This window comes from Bradyrhizobium sp. SZCCHNS2022, from assembly GCF_032377575.1.
Classification (GTDB): Bacteria; Pseudomonadota; Alphaproteobacteria; order Rhizobiales; family Xanthobacteraceae; genus Bradyrhizobium; species Bradyrhizobium aeschynomenes.
The window spans coordinates 3,224,381-3,247,218 of sequence record NZ_JAUHHZ010000001.1; the positions used below are offsets into that span (position 1 = coordinate 3,224,381).

Sequence of the window (22,838 nt, forward strand, 5' to 3'; positions counted from 1 at the left end):
GCTCATGAGCGCGCGCGCCATCATGTTCCAGGGCACCGGCTCCGACGTCGGCAAGTCCCTGATCGTCGCGGGCCTCGCGCGCGCGCTGACATTGCGCGGCCTGAAGGTGGCGCCGTTCAAGCCGCAGAACATGTCGAACAACGCCGCCGTCACCGCGGATGGCGGCGAGATCGGCCGGGCCCAGGCGCTGCAGGCGCGCGCAGCGCGGCGGCCGGTGACGGTGCACATGAATCCGGTGCTGCTCAAGCCGCAGAGCGAGATCGGCTCGCAGGTGGTGGTGCAGGGCCGCGTCGTCGGCAATGCCAAGGCATCCGCCTATCAGGCGATGAAGCCGCAATTGATGCATGCCGTGCTCGACAGCTTTCATCTCCTGGCGGTCGATACCGATATTGTGCTGGTGGAGGGCGCGGGCTCGGCGTCCGAGATCAACCTGCGCGCCGGTGACATTGCCAACATGGGCTTTGCGCAAGCGGCGCAGATTCCCGTGGTGCTGATCGGCGACATCGACCGCGGCGGCGTCATTGCAAGCCTGGTCGGCACCAAGGCCGTGATCGCGCCTGACGATGCGGCGCGCATCACGGGATTCCTGGTCAATCGATTTCGCGGCGATCCCGCCTTGTTCGCCTCGGGCATGAACGAGATCGCGACGCGAACCGGCTGGGCGGCGCTCGGGCTGGTTCCGCATTTTGCGGATGCACACCGTCTGCCGGCGGAGGATGCGCTCGGCCTTCCTGCTCTTGGAGATGCAGATGGACGAAAGCCGAAGGTCGTCGTGCTCGCCTACCCACGGCTCTCGAATTTCGACGAGTTCGATCCATTGCGGCTGGAGGATGGAATCGATCTGCAATTCCTGCAGCCGGGCACACCCGTTCCTGGCGACGCTTCGATGGTGATCCTGCCAGGCTCGAAGGCCACCATCGCCGATCTCGCCGCCCTGCGCGACGCCGGCTGGGACATCGACCTCGCCGCGCATCTGCGTCGCGGCGGGCGCGTGCTCGGCATCTGCGGCGGCTATCAGATGTTGGGGCGCATCATCAGCGATCCCGATGGACACGAAGGAGCACCGGGTTCCGTCGCAGGACTTGGCCTGCTCGAGGTTGAAACCACGCTGACCGATGACAAGGCGTTGCGGGAGGTCCATGGCAAGCTGATGGATGATCAGCGGCCCTTCCGCGGTTACGAGATGCACATTGGCCGCACCGACGGGCCGGCAACGCAGACCCCATTCCTCACCTTCTCCGACGGTCGCCGCGATGGCGCTGTCGCAGCCGACGGCCGGATCGCCGGCTGCTACGTGCACGGCCTGTTCGCAGATGACGGTCTGCGCAGTCATTGGCTGCGCGGCCTCGGCGCAACCGCAAGTGGGCTCGCTTACGAGAGCGACGTCGAGACAACCCTGGATGCGCTTGCAGCACATCTGGAGCGTCACGTCGACGTGGATCGTATCCTTGCGATGGCGACCGAGCCTTCGCGCGCAGCGGCTAGACCATCCTGACGACCACGAGTCCCGCAACGGCAAGAGCCTGAACCAGACAGGCCAACCGATAAAGCCGCAGCGCACGGCGAATATCCGAGGCGTCGAGATCAGTACGCCCGTCGCCCATCCAGGCATCGGTGACGAGATGGCCGTGATAGACGCGCGGCCCGGCCAGGCGTAGTCCCAACGCCCCCGCCATGGCGGCCTCCGGCCAGCCGGCATTCGGCGACCGATGCCTCGCGGCATCGCGTGCAACAGTTCGAAGGGCCGCTGACGCGGATTCTGCGGGGACGAAGCAGGCAGCGGCCGCAAGCCACAGCGCCGAGAGCCGCGAAGCAGGCAGGTTGACGAGATCGTCGAGCCGAGCTGCCGCCCAGCCAAACGCGCGGTGACGTTCCGAGAGATGGCCGATCATGCTGTCGGACGTGTTGAGAGCCTTGTAGATCAGGATGCCCGGCAGACCGCCCATCACGAGCCAGAACAGGGGCGCGACCACACCGTCGGAGAAGTTCTCGGCCAGACTTTCGATCGCTGCGCGCGACACGCCGGATTCATCGAGTCGCTCGGGATCGCGCCCGACGATCATCGCCACCGCCCGACGGCCGCCGTCGAGCCCCTCGTTCTCCAAGCCGTCCGCGACGGCAGCGACATGCGCGTCGAGACTCCGCTGAGCGAGCAGGCTGCTGGCGAACAGTCCTAGGATGATCGTTGCGGCCCACTCACCGACAACGGCTTGCACGACCCAGGTGAGCGCCAGACCGACGGTCATCATGCCCGCGACGAGCAGCACGACGAGGCCGACGCCGCGCGCCCGTCGCGCGGCGAAGCTGTCGCCGGCCCCGTTCCAGTAGCGGTCAGCCCATGCTATCAGCGCGCCGATCCACATCACGGGATGACCGATCCGCTGCACCAGCATCTGGGGATAACCGACCGCAGCTTCGATGAGGAGCGCTACGAGCGCGAGAGAGACGAACATCGATCTCCGCTGAAGGACAGGCATGAACGACGACAGAGCGACTAGCACGCGATCGGAAGCGCCGGAAGCCATCGTTCACGGCGGCGATCTCCACGCGGTCAGCCGTCGTTACCCGGATGCGCCGCAGCCGTGGATCGATCTGTCCACCGGCATCAATGCAGTGCCCTACCCGGTCCCGGAAATCCCGCCCTCCGCCTGGCAGCGATTGCCGGCCAAGTCCGAGGAACGCGCCCTGCTCACCGCGGCGGCGGCGCGCTATCGCGTGGCCTCGCAGGAAACGATCGTCGCCGCACCAGGCACGCAGGCGCTGCTGCAGGGTCTGCCGCGGCTGCGACCGCGATCGACCGTCGCGGTGCTCGCGCCGACCTATGAGGAGCACGCGCTGTGCTGGCGGCGCTGCGGCCATCAAGTGCGTCTGGTCGACGATGCCGACGCGCTCGCCGACGCCGACATCGCCGTCGTGGTGAACCCGAACAATCCGACCGGCCGCCTGCTGCCGCGCGACGTCCTGGTCCGGCTGGCCGCAGCCCAGCGCCGGCGCGACGGTCTGTTGATCGTCGATGAAGCGTTCGTCGATCTGTATCCCGCCCATGCGAGCCTTGCGGCCGATCTGCCGCCGGCGACGATCGTGCTGCGCTCATTCGGCAAGGTCTATGGGCTCGCCGGCGTGCGGCTGGGATTTGCGATCAGCTCCGAGGACATTGCAATGCGCCTCCGTGAGGAACTCGGACCGTGGGCCGTATCGGGGCCGGCGCTCGCGCTGGGAGCGGCCGCGTTGGCCGATGACGCCTGGCTCGCGCAGACGGGCGCGCGCCTCGCCCGGGATGGCCAGCGCATCGGGGCGCTGCTGGAGAACGCCGGCTGCGCCGTCATCGGCAGCACGCCACTGTTCCGCCTGATCACATCGCCGATCGCGGCCGAGATCGCCGACCGGCTCGCCCGCCACGGCATTCACGTCCGGCGCTTTCCGGCTCAGCCGACCTGGCTACGCTTCGGCCTGCCAGGCCGTGAGGACGACTGGGAGCGGCTGGCGCAGGCGCTCGGCAGTTGGTCCTAGCCCAGCACGCAGGCCGCAAGCAGCAGCGCCTCCGTGACCTCGATGCTGGCGCCATGACAATCGCCGGTGATGCCGCCGAGCCGCCATTGCCAATAGAAGGCGACCGCCGGAATGAGGATGATGGCGATCAGCGTCGGAGGCGCGCCGGCCAGTGCGCCGAGCGCGAGCACGCCGCCCCAGCCGACGATCACGTTCCAGCCGACACTGTTGGAGATGCTCGCGCCCAGACCCGGCTTCAGCGACAGCAGCGTCTTGTTGCAGACCAAGGTCCCCAGACGCGCCCAGGCCGGGATCAGCACGAGCGCCCAGGCGGTCGGTCCGGTCGCCAGCTCGGCGATCAGCACCAGCTTGGCTGCGATCTGCAGGGCGATGGCGACGACGGCGAAGCTGCCGGCATGGGGATCGCCGAGCACGGCAATGAAGCGCTCGGGCTTGCCATGCGCGGCACCGAAGGCATCGGCGACGTCGCCGAGACCATCGAGGTGAAGCGCGCCGGTGATCCAGATCCAGGCGACCAGAACGGCGAGCGCGACGATCCAAGGGTCGGCGCCGTGCAGAAGCCGGGCCACGACCGCCAGACATACGCCGATGACCAGTCCCGCGGCCGGGAACCAGACCGAGGCTCGCGCGAGATCATCCGCGCGCGCCTCCGCGACGCGCGGCGTCGGCAGCCGCGTCAGGAATTGCAGCGCGATCCAGAATTCACGTGTGCTCATGGCTGGATGATCTCGATGATTTCGCCCCAGGACGTGCCACTCTCCGCCCGTCCGGCTTCGACCGCGATGCGCGTCCCCGGACGAATGCGCAGGCTCCACAGCTGGCGCAGCGGCCAGCCGAGCAGATGCGACAGCGCGGCGCGAATGGCACCGCCATGGCTGACGACCAGAGCCGGCGCGGCCTCCGGGCTGGAGAGAATGCGATCCAATGCTCGCGCAATCCGGGCCTGAAGGTCGGCCCAGCTCTCGCCGTCGGGCGCCGCAACCGCAGCATCGGAGTAGAAGGCATCCAGCAAGGCAGCTCCGCCGGCCTCCGCTGCGATGTCGGCGCGCGTGCGTCCATCCCATCGGCCGAAGTCGAGTTCGCTCCAGTCGGGATCGATGACCAGCGCACAGCCGGTTTGCCGCGCGAACTCCGCCGCCGCCGCATGCGCGCGGATCAATGGCGAGCTCACGACGCGCCGCCAGATGCGGCTTTGCGTCTGACGCCGGAATTGATCCCAGCCGAGGTCGCTGAGCGGCGGATCGGTGCGGCCGTCGAGATGACCGTCGCGACCGGTCGTGCCGTGCCGCAGGAGATCGATCCGCATCAGGACCCGCGGCCGGAGACGGCAGCCTCCGCAAAGGTCGCCATGCCGTTGTGAAGCGCGCAGGCCAGCCGGATGATGGGGAGCGCCGTGGCGGCCCCCGAAGCTTCGCCCAGCCGCAGGTCCAGATCGATCAGAGGCCGCGCGCCGAGCGCTTCGAGCACCAGGGCATGGCCGCGCTCGGCCGAGCGGTGCGAGAACAGCAGCCAGGGACGGCAGGAGGGATTGAGCCTGACGGCCACGAGCGCCGCGACCGAGACGATGAAGCCGTCGACCAGCACCGGCCAGCGGCGCTGCGCGGCGGCGATGATCGCGGCGGCGATCGCGACAATCTCGAGACCACCGACCGCGGCGAGGATGTCGGCAACGGCCGCGCCTGATGCCAGTCCATGCCGCGTCAGGGCTGCGGCGATGATCGCGGCCTTTCGGGCCCGCCCGTCGGCATCGAGACCCGTGCCGCTGCCGACGATCTCGGCGGGCGCGCAGCGCAACAGCGCAGCGGCGATCGCGGCCGCAGATGTCGTATTGCCGATCCCCATTTCGCCGAAGATCACGAGCTGCGGCGCATGGTCCGCCTGCCGCGCCACGGCGCGCCGTCCAGCCTCGAGCGCGAACGCGACCTCCGCAGGTGCCAGGGCCGCCTCGACGCTGAAATCACGCGTGCCGCGGCGCGGTTTGTCGACCAGGACGCCAGGCACCGGCGCGCTCGCCAGCGTGCCGACATCGACCACCTCGAGCGGACAGCCGAGGCCGCGTGCCAGCACCGAAATCGCCGCGCCGCCGGCCGCGAAATTATGCAGCATCTGGACGGTGACTTCGGACGGATAGGCCGAGACACCCTGCGCCGCTATGCCGTGATCGCCTGCGAACAGCACCACCGGGACCCGGTCGGCCGAAGGCCGCTCAGAGGCCTGGAGCGCCGCGATCTCGACCGCCACCTGCTCCAGCCGGCCGAGGGCCCCGAGCGGCTTGGTCAACTGCGCCTGACGTTCGAGAGCCGCCTGCCGATGAGTCTCGGACGGGGGCGCACAATCGAGGCTGGTCCATTCAGGAAGCACGCAAGATCTTTCGTGAGGGGAACGACGGGCGCCACGATTGCCATCGCACCATGCCGATGACAAGCGCTGCCGGCGTGCTGCATCAGGACGGGAAGTCGGCCGCCTTGACCTGCATCCGGTCGGCATGCAGCGACCAGTCGCGCAGGTTCTGCGTCTTGCAGAATTCCTGCTTGGCGATCTCTGCCGCTTCGCCTTCGCTCTCGGCCTCAACCTCCAGCGTACTCTGGCAGATCTCGCACTGGCGGCCGTTCTCGCCCAGCACGTCCTTCATGAAATGGATGACATAGCGCGACATACGACCTCCCGCTCTCAAGCAGTGCTCAAGGGAGATGTTACCGCGCTTGCGGTCGGGCTGTTGACCGATATCAAGCGGCCGACGCAAATATTTGATGCAGCAGTGGAACCGTCGCTCAGGCGCCGACGGAGGGCAGGCTCGCGGCAGCGATCGCCACGAAGGTCGAGACGGCGCGTCGCACCCGACGAGGGGTCGACTTCAAGATCGCGTGCAAGTGGCGCATTGGATCCATTTCCCTTCAGCGCCGAGCGAAAGACCGAGCTCAAGCTCATGGCGCATCTCGGAAAATGATGGGGCACCGTCGGGCTGTCGAGACCGGCGGGAAAATAGCAATGTCTGCGTCGTCGAAGCCGCCCGGGAGAGAAGATTTGTTGCTGCATTGCAGCTTGCGACGCATGAAATCTTCCCCTCGCATGCGGCCCTCGCCCCCTCAGCCCGGGCTCACCCCGAACGCCTCGCGGAACCGGGCGCTGTAGCGCGGCCAAGCCTCCGGGTTGATCAGCCGCGGCGGCCGGCTGCCGTCGAGCGCAGCGAGCAGCTGCTCGGCGGCGATGCGGCCCATGTTCTGCCGCGCCTCCCGGGTCACGCCGGCCGTATGGGGGCTCGCCAGGACGTTGTCGAGCAGCAGCAGCGGATGCTCCGGCGGCGGCGGCTCCTTGGCCCAGACGTCGAGCCCGGCCCCGGCGATCCGCCTCTCGGTGAGCGCCGCGAGCAGCGCCTCCTCGTCATGGATGAAGCCGCGCGCGGTGGTGACGAAATAGGCATTCGGCTGCATCAGCGCGAACTCGGCCGCACCGATCATGCCCCGGCTGTCCCGCGTCAGCGGACAATTGACCGAGACGAAGTCGGAGCGCCGCATCAGATCGTGCAGCTCCACCTTCTCCGCGCCGCGTGCCGCGATCTCCTCGGCCGAGAGGTAGGGATCGTAGGCCAGCACCGTCATGCCGAGAATGCCCCGGCATAGCTCGGCGACGCGACGGCCGACATTGCCGAGCCCGACGATGCCGACCGCGCGGCCCTGCACCTCGTTGCCGATCAGGTCGTTGCGGTTGACGTCACGCTCCCGGCGCAGCCTTCGGTCGGACTGGATGATGCGCTTCGACAGCGTCAGCATCATGCCCAGCGTGTGCTCGGCGACCGAATGGGCGTTGCCGCCGGACTGGTTCACGACCAGAACGCCGGCCTGGGTGCAGGCTTCGACGTCGACGGGATCGTAGCCCGCGCCGTTGCTGGAGACGATCAGGAGATGTGGCGCGCGGCGCAGCAGGTCGGCATCGACATGGAAGCGCGGGGCAAGCTCGTCGCGGGCCGCACCGATCTGATAGGCGTGGGCAGCCGCGAGGATCGGCGCGGTCTCGGCCTCGGCGCCCTCGTTTTCCAGCCGGTCGAGCCGGACGTCGGGGCGGGCCGCGAGCAGCTCGCTGAAGATGGGGTGCGCGAGATATTTGACGTAGAAGACGCGCTTCGAGTTTGCGGCCATGAGCGGGCGACCTCCTGGTTCTCGTTTCTTGATTCGGACGCGCAAGGCGGATGCCTGACCGGCCGGGGCGGCATGTTGACAATCGTCCGGACCACGTCAAGCTCAACGCAATGCCTCGGGATGGAGGCGCGGGAGGACGAACAATGGCCGCCGATGCCGATGCGGCGCGATCACCGGGCATATCACCGGGCATATCACCGGACTTGGCGCACTGGCACGAAATCGTGCAGGCCACGCTCAAGCGCAACGAGGTGGACCTCGTCCCCTACGTTCCAGACCGCGTCCTGACCCCGCTGATCGCAGGCCTGCATGCCGACCCGTTCTTCACGACCTTCGCCACGGCGCGCGAGGAGGAAGCGGTCGGCATTCTCGCCGGCGCCTGGATGGGTGGCCGGCGCGGCGCGCTGCTGATGCAGACCTCGGGCTTCGCGACGTTGGCGAACGTGCTGGCCTCGCTGGTCGTGCCCAGCCAGATTCCGCTGATCATGTTCGTGTCGGAACGCGGCACGCTCGGCGAATTCAATGTCGGCCAGACACTGGTGTGCCGGACGATGCGGCCGGTGCTCGATGCGCTGGCGATGGAGCATCACACCATGACGCGCCTCGACGAGCTCGAATTCATCGTCGACCGCTCGATCAAGCAGGCGGTTGCGACGCAGGCGCCGGTGGCGCTGATCCTGTCGCCCTTGCTCACCGGCGGGAAGGTGTTCGCATGAGCGCGCCGCTGCGCAATACCAAGGTCATGAACCGCACCGATCTCACCCGCCGGCTGGTCGGCAGGCTGACGCATGGGGAAGCCGTCATCGGCGGCATCGGCAACACCAATTTCGACCTGTGGGCGGCGGGCCAGCGGCCGCAGAATTTCTACATGCTCGGCAGCATGGGCCTGGCCTGCCCGATCGCGCTCGGCGTCGCGCTGGCGCAGCCGCAACGCCGGGTGTTCGCGATCGAAGGCGACGGTTCGCTGCTGATGCAGCTCGGCTGCCTGACCACGATTGCGACGCTGGCGCCATCAAATTTGGCCATCATCGTCATGGACAACGGCATCTACCAGATCACCGGATGTCAGCCGACGCCGGCCCGGCAGGCCGACATCGTCGCGATCGCCGCCGGCTGCGGCATTGCGGCCAGCCATTGGGCCGTGGACGAGGAGGATTTCGAACGCCTGGTCGACGTGGCGCTCGCGACGCCAGGGCCGATGCTGATTGCGGCGCGGATCGACGACAGACCGGGCGCCGGGGCCACCAGACGCGATCCGGCGCAGATCCGCGAGCGGTTCATGCAGGGCCTCGGCGTGCGGCAGCCGATCTGACGGGCGGTCGAAGCCCGCGGTACAATCGGACGGCGCCGGCTTCCGCGCCATTAACTACACCAGCGGCTCGAGCAGCCGTGAGCCCGGCTTCTGGCCCGGATCATGCTAAGCAGGATGCATGAAACTCGTATTCCGACTCTCTGCCTGGCTGCTCGCCGCGGCCGTTGCCTTTGCCACGCTTGGCCCGCCGAACTACCGGCCGCACTCCCATCTCGGACAGGATGGCGAGCATGCGCTCGCTTTTGTCCTGATCGGCCTTGCTTTCGGCCTCGCCTATCGCAGCCACCGCTTGCTGACGACGGCGATCGCGGTGGCCCTGATCGGCGCGCTCGAGCTGGCGCAGTTCGTGGCGCCCGGGCGCCACGCACGGCTGGAGGATTTCATCGTCGACGCCGCTGCGGCCTGCGCCGGCTTCGGCCTGGCCGCCGCACTGGATTGGCTGGCGCGCCAGATCCGTCCGCAGACCACTTGATGCACGAAGGGCCCCGCTGATGCAGCGGGGCCCTCCGCGTTCCGGTGACGTCGGATCACTCGATGATCTTGATCACGCGACGGGTGCGCGGATCGACGATCACGCGGCGGTCGTTGACCACCGCATAGCGATACTCGGTGTAGCGCGGCACGGGGCGCAGCTCGACGGTGTCGGGCAGCGGCTCGCCGACCACGACGCGCTCACGCACCACCACGGACGGCGCACGCTCGGCATCGATCGAGGTGATCACGGCATTCGGGATCTCCACGGCGGCGCCGACGGCCGCACCGACCGTGCCGCCGACCATGGCACCGACCGGACCGGCGACCGCGCCGCCAGCCGCCGCGCCATTGGCGGCGCCTTCGACGGTGGTGGACTGGGCGAACGCGGCGGTCGAGGCCAGCAGCGAGGTGGCGATCAGCGAAACGGCAAGACGGGTCCTCATCATTCTCTCCTCCAGTGTGTTCAAGGTGCCCGCTCAACACCGAGAGAACGCCCGCGGTTCCGGTTCCAAATGGCCGAAACTTCATCATTCCCCCGGGAACGGAAACCGAAGCTCCGCACCTGGACATGACAAGGATCGCTCGAGGTCTATCCACGTTTCAAACAGCGGCGCAGGTTCGCGATCTCGCGGCGGATCACGCCCGAGTCCTGCGATCGATCGCCCTTCGATGACATCGAGAGGGCGCAGGGAATGCCGGGTGAAGGCCTCACCCATGGCCCGCCTGCTGAAAAAAATGCAGGCGGCAGGTACCACAGGCAAAGCCGATCAACCGGCATTCCCTGCGCGGCGGTCTTAACGCTTCCTTCGCGCTCTCCTCGGGGACCGGCTGATTGACCCCGTCGCTCGCACGAGAGCACAAGCTCTCGTCGCGCGCTTGACCTCGGCACCGGGAGGCCAGGACCACACGACTTCGCGTCCGTGATGTGTCGTTCGTCCGCATGCGCTGAGCACATGCTGCGACATCTCACGGCCACCGCATCCCTGCCCCACGTGTCGTGACGATCGCGCGCAACGTCCCTCTCATCGAGGCAGGATGCGCACATCATGCATGATTTCTGAAAAATGGAAAGCGATTTCTCGGCTGCGCGGCGATGTGCGCGAGATCGGCTTGATTTCGTGGACGAATTCGATTCGTCCGCTGCGGCGTGTCTTAGTCACGGCGGCGCGCATTTCAACCATTTGCGCGCAAAGTGCCCGGACTGATTTGCCCGACGAGCGCAGCCCTTGTCCTTCTGATCGCTTCTGCCCCGTCACGCGCCTTCCCGCTCGATGCCGGCGATATCCGCGCTGAAGGCCGCATCGAAGCAAATCGTGGAATGGTCGGCAGACAGCTCTTGACCAAAGCGGAACCGACAGCCGTTATGGTGCAAGGCGATGGAGTTCGGTCGATCGGATGATGGACAGATGAAGCTGGTGAAGGTGACGCTGGTCGCGGCGTTCATGCTTGGGAGCATGCAACCGAGTGATGCTGCCGTGCGCATCGTTTTTGATCCGGGCGGACGGATCGGAAACTATGTCGACAGGTTCAAACTTTTGCGCGACTTCGGCGCGTCCGTCATCATCGACGGCGTCTGCGCCGGCGCCTGCACGCTCGTGCTGGCGTACATTCCCCACGACAGCATCTGCGTGACCCCGAGAGCCGTCTTCGGCTTCAGGGTCGCCGACAATCCTGGGCCCGATGGGAAGGCTATCCCCAACCCTGAAGCCACGCAGATGCTCTATGATCGTTACCCACCCGCGGTCAGGCAATGGATTACGCGGCACGGCGGCATGACCGCGCGCTCGATCTACCTTCGCGGCCGGCAACTCCAGGCGCTATATCGGCCCTGCTCCACCGATGTCGAAGGTGGACGCGGCCAGCCACGGTAGCCAAGGCCAACGGATGGTGTTGCGCCGGGGTCGCCTTGACGAGGCGATCCCGCAGTGGCCGGGCTCGGGGCCACTCAAGTGTTGTTTGGTTCAAATACAGTCTCTGAAGCCGAGCCGCTCCTGAATTGCTAGAGCGCTGTAAACACGCAGGTGATCTTGACGGCTTTACGCCTCAACGGCAGCTTCCGCTTTATCGGCGATATTTCGGGCTCACCTCCTGAAGCTGCCGTATCTGCGTCGGACCCTAAGCGGACTTGCTCACCCGTGCTGGCGATTGCAGCCATCTGTCCAAGAAGAACAATGGCACCATTCCCAGACAGTGAATGGCTATTCCAACCAAAAGAGGAATGGTGCCATAGATCAAACCCAGCACAAACGTAATAGGAGCGAAGATTACGGTGATAAGGGAAACAATGATGAGAAGCGCGAAGTAGATGCAAACGGGAGCGCCAATAAAATAACGTACTAGCATGCCTACGTCGATGGCATTCCGCTTTCTTATCGCGCTCATTGCTTCGCCAAATGCGACTGGGGCGACGATGAACGGAGCAAATCCCGGAAGCGCATTCATCAGGTCGCGCTCGATGCGCACCACGGACGTAAAAAGCTCGGGATAGAGAGGCCGGATCATAAGAATGGCCAGCGAGGCCACAGCGGCGCTCCAGATCGTTAGATAAGTAACGATGACCGCCTGCGCTCGGACTTTCACGCTAGGAGCTCCACTCATATGCTCATCACCATAGCATGCGCTAGTTTCCCGTATTGCCCGCTTGCTCAGAACAGGTTTGCAGACCATTAACGAGTTCGTCTACCTGCACCTTCCGCTTCTGGCCCGGAACGCAAGTGCTGGGCCGCACGGGGCACTTCCGGAGCTGGGGGAAGTCCGGCTGTGCCGTCCGACTGCAGCTAACAGCCGCCCTTGACCCGTAGCGGATATCAGCGAACGAGCTACTGGGATGCACCTTCCACCAAAAGAAAGAAGAGATTCCATCCGCGTTGATATACGATCTCAAGTCCAGATGATGCTGCTATCTTCGTTTACGTTCGACACGTCGCTGAAGCTTTTTCTCTCCGAGCGGCACAGTTGCGGAGAAAGGCGGCGGTTGCGGGTCCGGAACGAGATTGTTGAAGTCGGCGAGGCAAGTAGCTTGCTGTGTCTTTGTGCCTGCGCGCATGAGCTTGCCATCAGCAGCGTAAACCAATCTGCCTCGCTGATCTCGGCCGGTCCACTCGGCTCCCGAAATTTCTTGGGTCGATCGATGTAAAGGTGCAAGATCGGTTTTTCTGGCAAAACTCGTGTCAGACGCAATAAAGCTGACATTGATCCCGACACCCGGATGATTTGGATGTGCTGCTACCGGGTAAAATCTGAGGACAACGCTTCGATTTTCTGTAAATCGTCCTCCACCGCCATACGTTGTTCCCTGTGGCCACAGGCCAAGAGCATGAAGCCACGGACTCCTGCTGATCGAGCTCCATGCATCGGTGTAGTCCGTTCTCAGGCCACGACCTTTGTGGATGAACGACAGCAGCAATTCGCCGTCAGGCGAAAGATCACATTTTTCTGGATAGATGCGGCCTTTCAGCCAGGCGCCCGGATAGAACTTATCGTTCTTGGTGTCCCAGCGAACGATATGAAACCAGTCCGACGGAAGATGACGGCTTCATGTGCTTCACGCGCAAATACCACAAAAAGACGAGGGGCGACTTTCTTCTGAACCACATTTGCACCCGCAGGCAGAGAACGAAGTCAAATCCCTATGGAGTTGCTCAATGCCGCGAGGAGTATCAAAGTGGCACTATCTTGTGAATACGCCCAATCGGCGCTGGTCCCCACGGGCTTAAGAGACTGTGAATGTCTGCTTGTGGCCCATAGACGAAGTGGCGAGCCGCCACTTTGATTGTCTGCTCTGGGGCGGTCAGCCGACTGGAATTGCGCAGGTCGAGTGTTTCGCATTTTGACCCGAAGCGGCACCGTGGCAAATTTCGTCTGAGCCGTGCTGGCTCTGGGCGGTCGGGTTTATTACGGTCAAGAATAAAGGGGGCGCTGGCCAAGCGCTAATGTCGTGGCTAGGATTGGCGTAACCTATGAACTCGGGCTGGATGATGCGCATCTCTTACTATGACATAGAAAGCAAGATAGCGGAGCTGCCGGCATGGTTTCATGATGGAGTTCCTCGCTATCTGCCTTTTGGGCCTCGCAAACTTTCAATCTATAACGATGTGTCCGTGCTCGCTCGCGTCGCCTGCCAAGCGTGCAACAGACCCTTTCTCGTCGGTATTATTCCCAAGTCTCAAGACGTCCAAGAGTTAGCGACCGACTTGGGCGTACTGAACAATCTCTCCGATGATCCGCCATTTCACGATCACCAGACCGGGCAGTGCGACGGTTTGGCTATGACGTGGATCCTGCAGGAGTTGGTGGAAGTGTGGGCGCGCAGTCCGGGAGGAGATTTCGTGCGTCGACACGAGTTCGAACGCATCCTACCTCCAGACTTTTTCGATAATTGATCCTGTCTGACGCTACGCCCCTTTCTTGTGAGCGAGTTGTGACCATTCTTGCGCATGTCGCCACATGTCAGCTTCTGACCCGAAGCAGACCAACCTAAAGCCTAAAGAATTGAAAAATGGCACCTGTAATCGCAAACAAGACAAAGTTGCCGATTAAGGCCCAACGCCCGGCACGCCATACATAGTTTGCGATGATAGTCGCTTCGGGTTCGTCGTACCCGAGCCGTTCCATCCAAAGAAGCCGCGCCCTTCCTAGGTCGCCCCCGAGTCCGTTCGAACGAACGAACCAGTAGGTCGAGCCTCTTCGCCAAACAGATACCCGCGTCTTCGCCGCCTCCATGCTTAGGTAGAACGCCGCGAAGGTGATGGCGCATACCAAGATCACGACCACCGAACCCGCCAAACTGCGCAACATAGGAAAGTCTTTCGTGATTTCGCACGCGGCAACCTACGCGACCGCAGGAAAGCCAACCGGCATATTATGCGATCCGATCGTAAACTCGAAGGCTACGCTATCTCCGCAGGTGGCCCCCACCGGACGTCGGCGATCAGAGAACCGACAAGCTGCTTATGACCCGAAGCGGCCATGGCGCGGAAAGCAGGACGTCCAGGCCCAACATCCCAGCCCTGTCTAAGGACAGGACCGATAAGGTACCTTTGACAGGGGGCCGGCTATGCATCGAGGCGATCACTGCATTGCGTCGCGCTGCCGAAAGAAAGTACCCACTCAGCGTCCTTCAGCGTTGAGATCAATCGTGTCGCGTGTGCCATTCTCAAGAGTCACAGTTGCGACGTCGCCTAAGACACTGTCGACCGCGACGATAGGCCCAACGGATGACGCCCGGCGGATTTGTACAGCCTTGCCGCCGCGGAAACTCACCGCGGCTAGCTCGCGACGATCAAGCGACGGCAGCACGACATCCGGCGTCCCATCCCGATCAACGTCATGGAGTCGCGCAAGATCGAGATTGCGGCTGCCAAGGATATGGTTGGTAAAGCCATCAATACGCGCGATCTCGACCAGACTGCCGGATTCGAGCCGGTAGAGCCGCATCGATCCGTCAAGATGCGGTGTCAACACCGCAGCGATGTTCATCTCGCCGGTCCCCGTGAAATTCCCGACGCCGACCAGATTGAGCCAACGGTGGCCATTGCCGATCGCCGGGCTTTCCGCCAAGGGCTCTATCCCGTTGCGAAGTGTAAAGACCGCAATGGCCGCACCGCGGCGCACGTATGATTTCACTAAGATTGCTTCGGGAACACCGTCGCCGTCGAGGTCGGCGAGCCGCACGCGTCGATCTTCGAACACGGCATCTTTCGGTAGGCGATAGGTAAGCCGCCGGCCATTGCGTTCGACCACAAAGCCGCCTGCCTCGATGGCGTCTCCGAGCACGCCGTGGTCGTAACGAGTCGTGGGATCGATAAGATAGGCGGTGAATTCGCCAACACGCGTCACCTCGGTATCAGGGAGGCGTTGCGCACCGGTTGCGCACGCCAGCGGAAGCCCCGCGAACATCAAGAAAGCCGGTATTGTACGACGCACAAGCATCAGCGTTTCCTCAAAATCCAGCCAGAATGTCGAGGCCCTCTCGCTCGGAACGTCGCGGATGTTGTCTCGCAAGACGACACAGCAAGATCGACGACTCTAAAGTGCAGTCGTGAGTTGGTGAGCCAGTATCGAGCGACGGGTTGGCATGATCTTCTCCCAAACTGACTCCAAAAATACGTCTGACTGAGTGCAGATGTTACGGGCCTGTTCGCATTCTTTCGCAACAAATTGAGAAAATACCGGTAGCTACCCGATCGCACGGCGGCCGAACCAACCGTCAATGGCTTGCGATTGGTCATTCGCCGACTGCCACTCAAGCGAGCGTTCACGACGTCAGCTATTGATCCAAAGTGACCCGGCCAAGGCTTGCCTTCATCAACTCTCGCCAGAAGCGGCGGAACATTCCGGGTTGACACCGGTTCGCCCAAGTTCCAGTGCGCTTGGAGCCAACACGCGCTTTCTCAGAGGGTCCGCTGATGTCGTCGTCCGATGTGGTCAGGAGTGCTCACGATCGCCGCCAACGTCGGCTGCTCATCGTGTTGGTCCTGGGATTCATCGCCTTTGGCGCCGCCGCGGCGGGCCTGGTCTACATCCTGCAGCCCGAGACGCTTCGGATCGCCGTCGGACCGGCGGGGAGTGACGACCAGAAGGTGGTCCAGGCGATGGCCGACGCGTTCAGCGAGGAAAGCAGGACCGTCCGACTCGCCCCGATCACGACCGCGGGAGCGGCTGAATCCCTCTCCCTGCTCGCCGCCGACAAGACCGATCTGGCGGTCGGCCGCGGCGACCTCGGCATGCCGCCGGACGCGCAAACGCTCGCGGTCCTGCGCAAGAACTATGTCGTGCTGTGGTCGCCCTCCGGACGACGCGGCAGCGAATCCAAGCCGAAGGGCAGCGGCAAGATCGCCGATATCGCCCATCTGGCGGGTCGCAAGGTCGGCATCATCGGGCGGACCGGAGCAAACGTCGCGGTGCTCCAGGCCATTCTGGAGGGGGCCGGCGTGCCACCCGATAAGGTTGCCACGGCTCAATTCGGCACAGACGAGATCGAGAAGCTTGCGCAAGACCCCACCCTCGATGCGTATCTCGCCGTCGGTCCGCTCGACAGCAAGATCACGGTGGACGCGATCGCCGCGACCTCCCGGGCCCGCGGAGCTCCGACGTTTCTTCCGATCGACGCATCGGAGGCCATCGCCCTGAAGCATCCGCGCTACGAGGCCGAGGAGATTCCAGCCAGCGTCTTCAACGCGAAGCCGGCCTGGCCGGAGGACAAGGTCGACACGATCAGCGTCAATCACCTGATCCTTGCCAAGAAGGGGCTTTCCGAAGCCAAGGCGGCGGCCTTCTACCGGCAGCTTTTCGCGGTCCGCGACACGATCACGCAAGGCCTCGCCGGCGCGTCGCACATCATGAAGCCCGACACCGAGAAGGAGACCGAGCCGTCCGTGCATCGCGGCGCCGCGGCGGTGATCAACGGCACCGAGCGAACCTTCCTGGACAAGTACAGCGACTACTTCTGGTTCGCGTTGCTCGTCCTGTCCGGCATCGGTTCGGCCGCGGAATGGCTGCGCCGCTATCTGAACCGGGATGAACCGGAGGACGACACCAGCGGCCGCAACCGCGTTCTGGCCGCGGTGTCGGAGGTGCGCAATGCCGGCTCGGAACAGGATCTGCTGACCTGGCAGCGCGAGGTCGACGGGATCATCGCCGAGACCCTCAAGGACTATGACGATGGCGCCATCGAACAGGAGGACCTGGCGGCATTCGGCCTGGTCCTCGAACTCTTCAACCATGCCGTCGCCGAACGGCGAGCGACGCTGGCGAGCGGCGCCCCCGATCAATCGTGGACGACGGGTCCGACCATCGCCTCTCGGCGATAGGCTCGGCTCATGAGGAGGAGAATTCGTGCGTCGACGCGCGTTCGAACGCCACTTGCCACCAGACTTTTTCGATGTTCTGGACGGCGGACGCCGGCGTGGCGAGCGCGTCGCAGCGTCCGCAATCAGCCATCGGGCGCAACGGTCGACGCCATTGCGATGCCGCCGCGCCGTTCAGTCGATGATGCCCGGCCCTTCGGTCATCGCGCGCGCAACGCCCTCCTTCATCTGCCTCACCACCTCCGGCGCGTGCGCCTGCCACAGGACGACCTCGGCAATGACGCGCAGCGGCGCGCGGGATCGATGAGACCGCGTCGGATTTCCCGGGAACTTCTTGTCCGTCAGGTTCGGGTCGTCGACGAACGGACCGGTGGGCTCGACGACGTAGATCCGTCCCCGTCCGTCACCGGCAGCCAACTCGGCGCCCCAGATTGCCGCGTCCAGCGTGGCCGTGAAGTAGACCCAGGACAGCGGCTCCGCGTCGGTGAAATTGGACGAATATCCAACGGCGATCAGATCGCCCGGCCGCAGGTCGGCGCGCGTGCCGTGGAAGAAGGATTGGGCAAACACGGTCGCGGCAGATGACATCGGGGACCTAGCGTGGCTTCCAGTGCTCTTCATCTGTCCGGGAACGGTGCCGAATGCAAATGACTGTTTCGTCAACCGAAAGTGCTCCCCCGCCATCATTCCGGGGCGCGCGCCAGCGCGAGCCCGGAATCCATAGCCACGCCTGTCTGCGATGACGCGCGCTGCGTGTGGCCTCAGCTCGTCCTGCATCTGCCGTTCGTGGCTATGGATTCCGGGCTCAGCCGCTGCGCGGCTGCCCCGGAATGACGAGGGAGCGCGGTTCGGGGGCGGCGCAATCGCCTGACGTGGTGTTGCGCGATCATCCGGCCGCATGGCCCCTTGTTCAGCTCAGCTCGCCGGGGCGAGCGTGCCGTCCATCAGCCAGCCCAGCCCATCCGCCGTCGCTGCCCGCGGCTTGTACTCGCAGCCGATCCAGCCGGCATAGCCGATGGCGTCGAGATGGCGGAACAGGAAGGCGTAGTTGATCTCGCCCGTGCCGGGCTCGTGGCGGCCGGGATTGTCGGCGAGCTGGATGTGGGCGATGCGGGCGAGGTGCTTCTGCATGGTGCGGGCGAGATCGCCCTCCATGATCTGCATGTGGTAGATGTCGTATTGCACGAACAGATTGTCGGACTCGACCTCGGAGATCAGCTGCAGCGCCTGGGCGGTGCGGCTCAAGAAGAAGCCGGGGATGTCGAGCGTGTTGATCGGCTCGATCAGCAGCTTGATCCCCTGCGCTTTCAGCGCGGTCGCAGCGAAGCGCAGATTGCGCACCAGAACCTGGTTGAGCTCGCGCGGATCGGCATCGTCGGGCGCGATGCCGACGAGGCAGTTGAGCTGGCGGCAGTCGAGCGCTCTCGCATACTCGATGGCGCGGCGGACGCCGTCGCGGAAGTCGTCGACACGGTCGGGCAGGATGGCGATGCCGCGCTCGCCGGCGGCCCAGTTGCCGGCGGGCAGATTGTGCAGCACCTGGGTCAGGCCGTGGCGTGCGAGCTGCTCGCGCAGCTCCGCCTTGTCGAAGCCGTAGGGAAACAGATACTCGACGCCGCTGAAGCCGGCCGCCTTGGCGGCGGCGAAGCGGTCGATGAACGGCAGCTCGTTGAAAAGCATCGTGAGGTTGGCGGCAAAGCGCGGCATGTCGTGGTCCTCGATGATCGGGGTGCGCTGAGATCAAGCCGGCAGCAATGTGCGTTGCGGCTCGGCCGGGGTCTCGTCCACCGGCAGATCGAGCACCTCCTCGAACTCCACGACGTTGTCGATCTCGGTCCCCATCGCGATGTTGGTGACGCGTTCGAGCACGAACTCGACCACGACCGGCACCTGATACTCCGCCATCCATTCGCGCGCGGTCGCGAACGCCGCCTGCGCGTCGCGCGGATCGGTGACGCGGATCGCCTTGCAGCCGAGGCCTTGCGCCACCGCGACGTGGTCGACGCCGTAGCCGCCGACCTCCGGCGCATTGATGTTCTCGAACGACAGCTGGACCTGATAGTCCATCGAGAAGCCGCGCTGCGCCTGACGGATGAGCCCGAGATAGGCGTTGTTCACGACGACATGGATGTAAGGCAGGTTGAACTGGGCGCCGACCGCGAGCTCCTCGATCAGGAACTGGAAGTCGTAGTCGCCGGAGAGCGCGACGATCTCGCGCCTGGGATCGGCGGCGCGGACGCCGAGCGCGGCCGGCAGGGTCCAGCCGAGCGGGCCGGCCTGCCCCGCATTGATCCAGTGGCGCGGATGGTTGACGCTGAGGAACTGGGCACCGCCGATCTGCGACAGGCCGATGACGCTGACATAGCAGGTGTCGCGGCCGAACGCCTTGTTCATCTCGTGATAGACGCGCTGCGGCTTGATCGGCACCTGGTCGAAATCGCTGCGCCGGAGCATCGTGCGCTTGCGGTCCTGGCAGGCCGCCGGCCACGCCTGCCGCTCGCGCAGTTTTCCGGCCTTGCGCCACTCGCGCGCCACCGTGATGAACAGCTCCAGCGCGGACTTGGCATCGGAGACGATGCCGAGATCTGGATTGAAGACGCGGCCGATCTGGGTCGGCTCGATGTCGACATGCACGAAGCTGCGGCCCTTGGTGTAGGTCTCGAGCGAACCCGTGTGGCGGTTGGCCCAGCGGTTGCCGATGCCGAGCACGAAATCGGACTCCAGGAAATTGGCGTTGCCGTAGCGGTGGCTGGTCTGCAGGCCGACCATGCCGGCCATCAGCACGTGATCATCGGGAATGGCGCCCCACCCCATCAGCGTCGGCACGACCGGCACGTTGACGAGCTCGGCGAAGCTGACGAGCAGATCGCTGGCATCGGCGTTGATGATGCCGCCGCCGGCGACGATCAGCGGACGCTCGGATGCGTTGAGCATCTCCAGCGCCTTCTCGACCTGCTTGCGGCTCGCGGCAGGCTTGTAGACCGGCAGCGGCGCGTAGGTCTCGTCGTCGAACTCGATCTCGGCGAGCTGCACGTCGAGCGGCAGGTCGATCAGCACCGGGCCCGGACGTCCCGAGCGCATGATGTGGAAGGCCTGGCTGAACACGCGCGGCACCAGGCCCGGCTCGCGCACCGTCACCGCCCATTTGGTCACGGGCTTGGCGATCTGCTCGATGTCGACGGCCTGGAAATCCTCCTTGTACAGGCGGGCGCGCGGCGCCTGGCCGGTGATGCAGAGAATCGGAATGGAATCCGCGATCGCCGAATAGAGCCCGGTGATCATGTCGGTGCCGGCCGGGCCCGAGGTGCCGATGCACACGCCGATATTGCCGGCCTTGGCGCGGGTGTAGCCCTCGGCCATGTGCGAGGCGCCCTCGACATGGCGGGCGAGAATGTGGCGGATCGAGCCGCGCCGTTGCAGCGCGGAATAGAGCGGGTTGATGGCCGCACCGGGAACGCCGAAGGCGCAGGTGACGCCCTCCTTCTCCAAGATCCGCACCGCAGCATCGATCGCCCGCATCTTCGCCATCTCGCGTCTCCCGCTTGTTTGATGCGCGAGGATCGCTGCTGATGGCGATGATCTCAATTCAGTCGTCGATTTTTCCCACGATGCGGTACGCTCGGCAAAACAGCGGATGGCTCAGTTAGTTAGGGCGACAAACAGCTGACATGTCCTAACAGCTTCGCAGCGCGATCCTCCTATTCGAACAGCGGGGCCAACTCCATCTGCGGCACCAGCACGAGGCCCTTGTCGGTGATACGAATTTCCGGAATGACCGATAGGGGAATCAGATTGAAGCCCATGTAGGGGATGGTGCAGCCCGCCTCGGCCCATTCGGTCTTGAGCAGCTTCACCTCCTCGGCGACCGCGGTGACGCGCTTGTCCGACAGCAGGCCGGCGATCGGCAAGGGAACCATCGCCCGCACCTGGCCGTCGGCCACGACGCAGACGCCGCCCTGCTGCGCGCCGATCGCGGCGACCGCTGTCTGCATGTCCGCCTCGTTGGTGCCGGCGACGATGATGTTGTGGCTGTCATGACCGACGCTGGAGGCGACGGCGCCGCGCTTCAGACCGAAATCCTTCAACAGGCCATGCGCGACGTTGCCGGCCGACTTGCCGTGACGCTCGATGACGGCGACGAAGCAGAGACCGTGGCGCGCGAACAGCGTGTCCCAGTCGTTGGCCGGCTCGATCGCGACCTTCTCATGGATCAGCGTGATGCCCGGCAGCGCGGTCTTGATCGCATTGACGGTGCAGGCCTTGGTCGGAAGCTCCGGCGTCAGCGTCATCCGCTTGGGCAGCTTCACCGTGGCATAGGCCGCCTTCGGATACTGATAGCGCTGCGACAGCGCCTGATCGAGAAGCGGCGTGATCCTGCCCTTGTCGACGACGAGCTCGCCGCCATACCAGGTCGATTGCGGCTTGAGGCCATCGTCGAGCAGCACCAGATCGGCGCGGCGGCCGCCGCCGAGGCCGCCGATCTCGCCGTCCATCGCAAAGCGCGTCGCGCCGTGCAGCGAGCCCATCGACCACGCCTGCTCCGGCGACATCCCGGCCTTCACCGCCTCGCGCACCACCCAGTCCAAGCCGAACAGCATCAGATCGTCGGCGTCGCGATCGTCGGTGCAGACGGCGGTGCGCTTGTGGGAGGCGCCGAGCTCGGTGATGGTGCGGATCGCCTGCGGCAGGCTGTGCCACGGCGTCGTCGGCGGCCCACCGCGCAGGAAGATCCAGACGCCGGCATCGAGCAGGTCGTCGGCGATGTCGCGGTCGATAGCCTCATGCGTGTCGGTGACGCCGCTAGCGGCATAGGCCGCGACGAACTCGCGGCCATAGACATGGCCCGATACCGGCCGGCCGCGCTGCAGGGCCGCGGCGAGAATCGCGTGGCTGCGCTCGTCGCCCATGCACACCGGCACGAAATCCATCTTCTCGCCGAGCGCCACCGCCTCCGGCCAGCGGTCGAACAGGCCGGCGATCTTGTCCGGCGTGAGATCGCCGCCGGCGGTCTCCAGCGCCGCCGACGTGGCCGGCACCGTCGACGGCACGGTCAGGAAGATCGACAGCGGCGCCTGCCGCGCATCCTCCAGCATCGCCTCGACGCCGGCGACATCCATCACGTTGCCGATCTCGTGGCTGTCGCAGAAGATCGTCGTGGTGCCGTTGAGCAGCGCGGCCTCCGCATAGGCGCAGGCGGTGACCATCGAGGATTCGATGTGGATGTGCGGATCGATGAGGCCGGGCGCGATGATGCCGCCTGCGGCGTCGTAGGTGGCAAAGCCGCTCGCAAGCGCCTTATGCGCGCCCGCCGGCTTTACCGCCGCAACGCGTCCGCCGGTGATCCACAGCTCGCGATTAGGAAGTATGCGCTCGGAATAGGTCGAGAGCACCCGCGCCCCGGTGATCACGAGATCCGGCGCGACGCGGCCCGAGGCGACATCCGCGAGCCGTCGCGTCATGCCGTGCAGGGGAGCGACGGAGAAGCGGGTGAGTTTGGTCATGGCAGACTCCCTTGGACGGGTTGCAGCGATCCGCGGAGGATCGTTGCGCGCGAAAGAGGCGACGGCAAGCCCAAATAGGTCGGCGGAGCTGATGACG

The 22,838-nt window shown here is 65.0% G+C and carries 23 protein-coding genes; 8 read left to right on the forward strand and 15 right to left on the reverse strand.

The genetic code is table 11. The features are described from left to right. Nucleotides 1-4 precede the first annotated feature (4 nt). Nucleotides 5-1,495 carry a cobyric acid synthase gene (locus QXZ94_RS14355; RefSeq protein WP_315720950.1) on the forward strand — a complete coding sequence of 497 codons (1,491 nt, stop codon included), beginning with the start codon at nt 5-7 and terminating at the stop codon, nt 1,493-1,495. On the opposite strand, the gene cbiB is transcribed toward QXZ94_RS14355, so the two are convergent. Beyond that, complete coding sequence (gene cbiB, locus QXZ94_RS14360; protein WP_315720951.1) at nt 1,482-2,453, reverse strand: adenosylcobinamide-phosphate synthase CbiB; 972 nt, start codon at nt 2,451-2,453, stop codon at nt 1,482-1,484. The genes QXZ94_RS14355 and cbiB overlap by 14 nt on opposite strands. 22 nt (nt 2,454-2,475) lie before the next feature. Here cbiB and cobD point away from each other — a divergent pair, with 22 nt between their 5' ends. Further along, nucleotides 2,476-3,510, forward strand: a complete 1,035-nt coding sequence (gene cobD, locus QXZ94_RS14365) for a threonine-phosphate decarboxylase CobD (RefSeq protein ID WP_315720952.1) — start codon at nt 2,476-2,478, stop codon at nt 3,508-3,510. Here cobD and cobS read toward each other — a convergent pair. From cobS to QXZ94_RS14390, 5 genes are all read right to left on the reverse strand, one after another. After that, complete coding sequence (gene cobS, locus QXZ94_RS14370; protein ID WP_315720953.1) at nt 3,507-4,226, reverse strand: adenosylcobinamide-GDP ribazoletransferase; 720 nt, start codon at nt 4,224-4,226, stop codon at nt 3,507-3,509. The two genes, cobD and cobS, sit on opposite strands and share 4 nt — an antisense overlap. Continuing rightward, nucleotides 4,223-4,816: a histidine phosphatase family protein gene (locus QXZ94_RS14375; RefSeq protein ID WP_315720954.1), complete on the reverse strand. Its 594-nt coding sequence runs from the start codon at nt 4,814-4,816 to the stop codon at nt 4,223-4,225. The genes cobS and QXZ94_RS14375 overlap by 4 nt, the downstream gene beginning before the upstream one ends. Continuing rightward, entirely contained in the window at nt 4,816-5,871 is a 1,056-nt protein-coding gene (cobT, locus tag QXZ94_RS14380; RefSeq protein WP_315720955.1) for a nicotinate-nucleotide--dimethylbenzimidazole phosphoribosyltransferase, read from the reverse strand. The genes QXZ94_RS14375 and cobT overlap by 1 nt, the downstream gene beginning before the upstream one ends. Before the next feature lie 82 nt (nt 5,872-5,953). Continuing rightward, nucleotides 5,954-6,166 (reverse strand): hypothetical protein, encoded by a 213-nt coding sequence (locus QXZ94_RS14385; RefSeq protein WP_006610655.1) that lies wholly within the window; start codon nt 6,164-6,166, stop codon nt 5,954-5,956. 430 nt (nt 6,167-6,596) lie between these two features. Continuing rightward, a complete protein-coding gene (locus QXZ94_RS14390; RefSeq protein WP_315720956.1) occupies nt 6,597-7,646 on the reverse strand; it encodes a hydroxyacid dehydrogenase in 1,050 nt (349 codons plus the stop codon). 143 nt (nt 7,647-7,789) lie between these two features. On the opposite strand from QXZ94_RS14390, the gene QXZ94_RS14395 reads away from it, so the two are divergent. The 3 genes from QXZ94_RS14395 (at nt 7,790) to QXZ94_RS14405 (ending at nt 9,430) form a co-directional block, all read left to right on the forward strand. After that, the gene (locus QXZ94_RS14395) at nt 7,790-8,362 is read left to right on the forward strand and encodes a thiamine pyrophosphate-binding protein (RefSeq protein ID WP_315720957.1); all 573 of its coding nucleotides are present in this window, start codon (nt 7,790-7,792) and stop codon (nt 8,360-8,362) included. Then, nucleotides 8,359-8,958, forward strand: coding sequence for a thiamine pyrophosphate-dependent enzyme (locus QXZ94_RS14400; protein ID WP_315720958.1), 600 nt, complete (start codon nt 8,359-8,361; stop codon nt 8,956-8,958). Before QXZ94_RS14395 ends, QXZ94_RS14400 begins: the two co-directional genes overlap by 4 nt. 118 nt (nt 8,959-9,076) lie before the next feature. After that, on the forward strand, nt 9,077-9,430 hold the full coding sequence (locus QXZ94_RS14405) for a VanZ family protein (RefSeq protein WP_315720959.1): 354 nt from the start codon (nt 9,077-9,079) through the stop codon (nt 9,428-9,430). Between the two features lie 55 nt (nt 9,431-9,485). Here QXZ94_RS14405 and QXZ94_RS14410 read toward each other — a convergent pair whose 3' ends face one another. Then, the gene (locus QXZ94_RS14410) at nt 9,486-9,875 is read right to left on the reverse strand and encodes a DUF1236 domain-containing protein (protein ID WP_015665892.1); all 390 of its coding nucleotides are present in this window, start codon (nt 9,873-9,875) and stop codon (nt 9,486-9,488) included. A gap of 579 nt (nt 9,876-10,454) precedes the next feature. Beyond that, nucleotides 10,455-10,688 (reverse strand): hypothetical protein, encoded by a 234-nt coding sequence (locus QXZ94_RS14415; protein ID WP_315720960.1) that lies wholly within the window; start codon nt 10,686-10,688, stop codon nt 10,455-10,457. Nucleotides 10,689-10,838: 150 nt separating this feature from the next. On the opposite strand from QXZ94_RS14415, the gene QXZ94_RS14420 reads away from it, so the two are divergent. Beyond that, nucleotides 10,839-11,303, forward strand: coding sequence for a hypothetical protein (locus tag QXZ94_RS14420; RefSeq protein ID WP_315720961.1), 465 nt, complete (start codon nt 10,839-10,841; stop codon nt 11,301-11,303). Between the two features lie 244 nt (nt 11,304-11,547). Here the strand turns inward: QXZ94_RS14420 and QXZ94_RS14425 are convergent, their stop codons facing one another. Beyond that, nucleotides 11,548-12,012, reverse strand: a complete 465-nt coding sequence (locus QXZ94_RS14425; RefSeq protein ID WP_315720962.1) for a hypothetical protein — start codon at nt 12,010-12,012, stop codon at nt 11,548-11,550. 300 nt (nt 12,013-12,312) lie between these two features. Continuing rightward, nucleotides 12,313-12,624, reverse strand: coding sequence for a hypothetical protein (locus QXZ94_RS14430; RefSeq protein ID WP_315720963.1), 312 nt, complete (start codon nt 12,622-12,624; stop codon nt 12,313-12,315). Between the two features lie 767 nt (nt 12,625-13,391). Between QXZ94_RS14430 and QXZ94_RS14435 the strand changes: the two genes are divergently transcribed. Next, on the forward strand, nt 13,392-13,814 hold the full coding sequence (locus QXZ94_RS14435) for a hypothetical protein (protein WP_315720964.1): 423 nt from the start codon (nt 13,392-13,394) through the stop codon (nt 13,812-13,814). Nucleotides 13,815-14,541: 727 nt separating this feature from the next. Here the strand turns inward: QXZ94_RS14435 and QXZ94_RS14440 are convergent. Then, nucleotides 14,542-15,435, reverse strand: a complete 894-nt coding sequence (locus QXZ94_RS14440; RefSeq protein ID WP_315720965.1) for a hypothetical protein — start codon at nt 15,433-15,435, stop codon at nt 14,542-14,544. 404 nt (nt 15,436-15,839) lie between these two features. Here QXZ94_RS14440 and QXZ94_RS14445 point away from each other — a divergent pair, with 404 nt between their 5' ends. Then, nucleotides 15,840-17,243, forward strand: a complete 1,404-nt coding sequence (locus QXZ94_RS14445) for an ABC transporter substrate-binding protein (RefSeq protein WP_315720966.1) — start codon at nt 15,840-15,842, stop codon at nt 17,241-17,243. A gap of 171 nt (nt 17,244-17,414) precedes the next feature. Here the strand turns inward: QXZ94_RS14445 and arr are convergent, their stop codons facing one another. The 4 genes from arr to QXZ94_RS14465 form a co-directional block, all read right to left on the reverse strand. Further along, complete coding sequence (gene arr, locus QXZ94_RS14450; RefSeq protein ID WP_315726273.1) at nt 17,415-17,828, reverse strand: NAD(+)--rifampin ADP-ribosyltransferase; 414 nt, start codon at nt 17,826-17,828, stop codon at nt 17,415-17,417. Nucleotides 17,829-18,155: 327 nt separating this feature from the next. Further along, nucleotides 18,156-18,947: a hydroxypyruvate isomerase gene (gene hyi, locus QXZ94_RS14455; RefSeq protein WP_315720967.1), complete on the reverse strand. Its 792-nt coding sequence runs from the start codon at nt 18,945-18,947 to the stop codon at nt 18,156-18,158. Nucleotides 18,948-18,980: 33 nt separating this feature from the next. Then, complete coding sequence (gene gcl / locus QXZ94_RS14460; RefSeq protein ID WP_315720968.1) at nt 18,981-20,768, reverse strand: glyoxylate carboligase; 1,788 nt, start codon at nt 20,766-20,768, stop codon at nt 18,981-18,983. 170 nt (nt 20,769-20,938) lie between these two features. Beyond that, a complete protein-coding gene (locus QXZ94_RS14465; protein WP_315720969.1) occupies nt 20,939-22,741 on the reverse strand; it encodes an adenine deaminase in 1,803 nt (600 codons plus the stop codon). Nucleotides 22,742-22,838 lie beyond the last annotated feature (97 nt).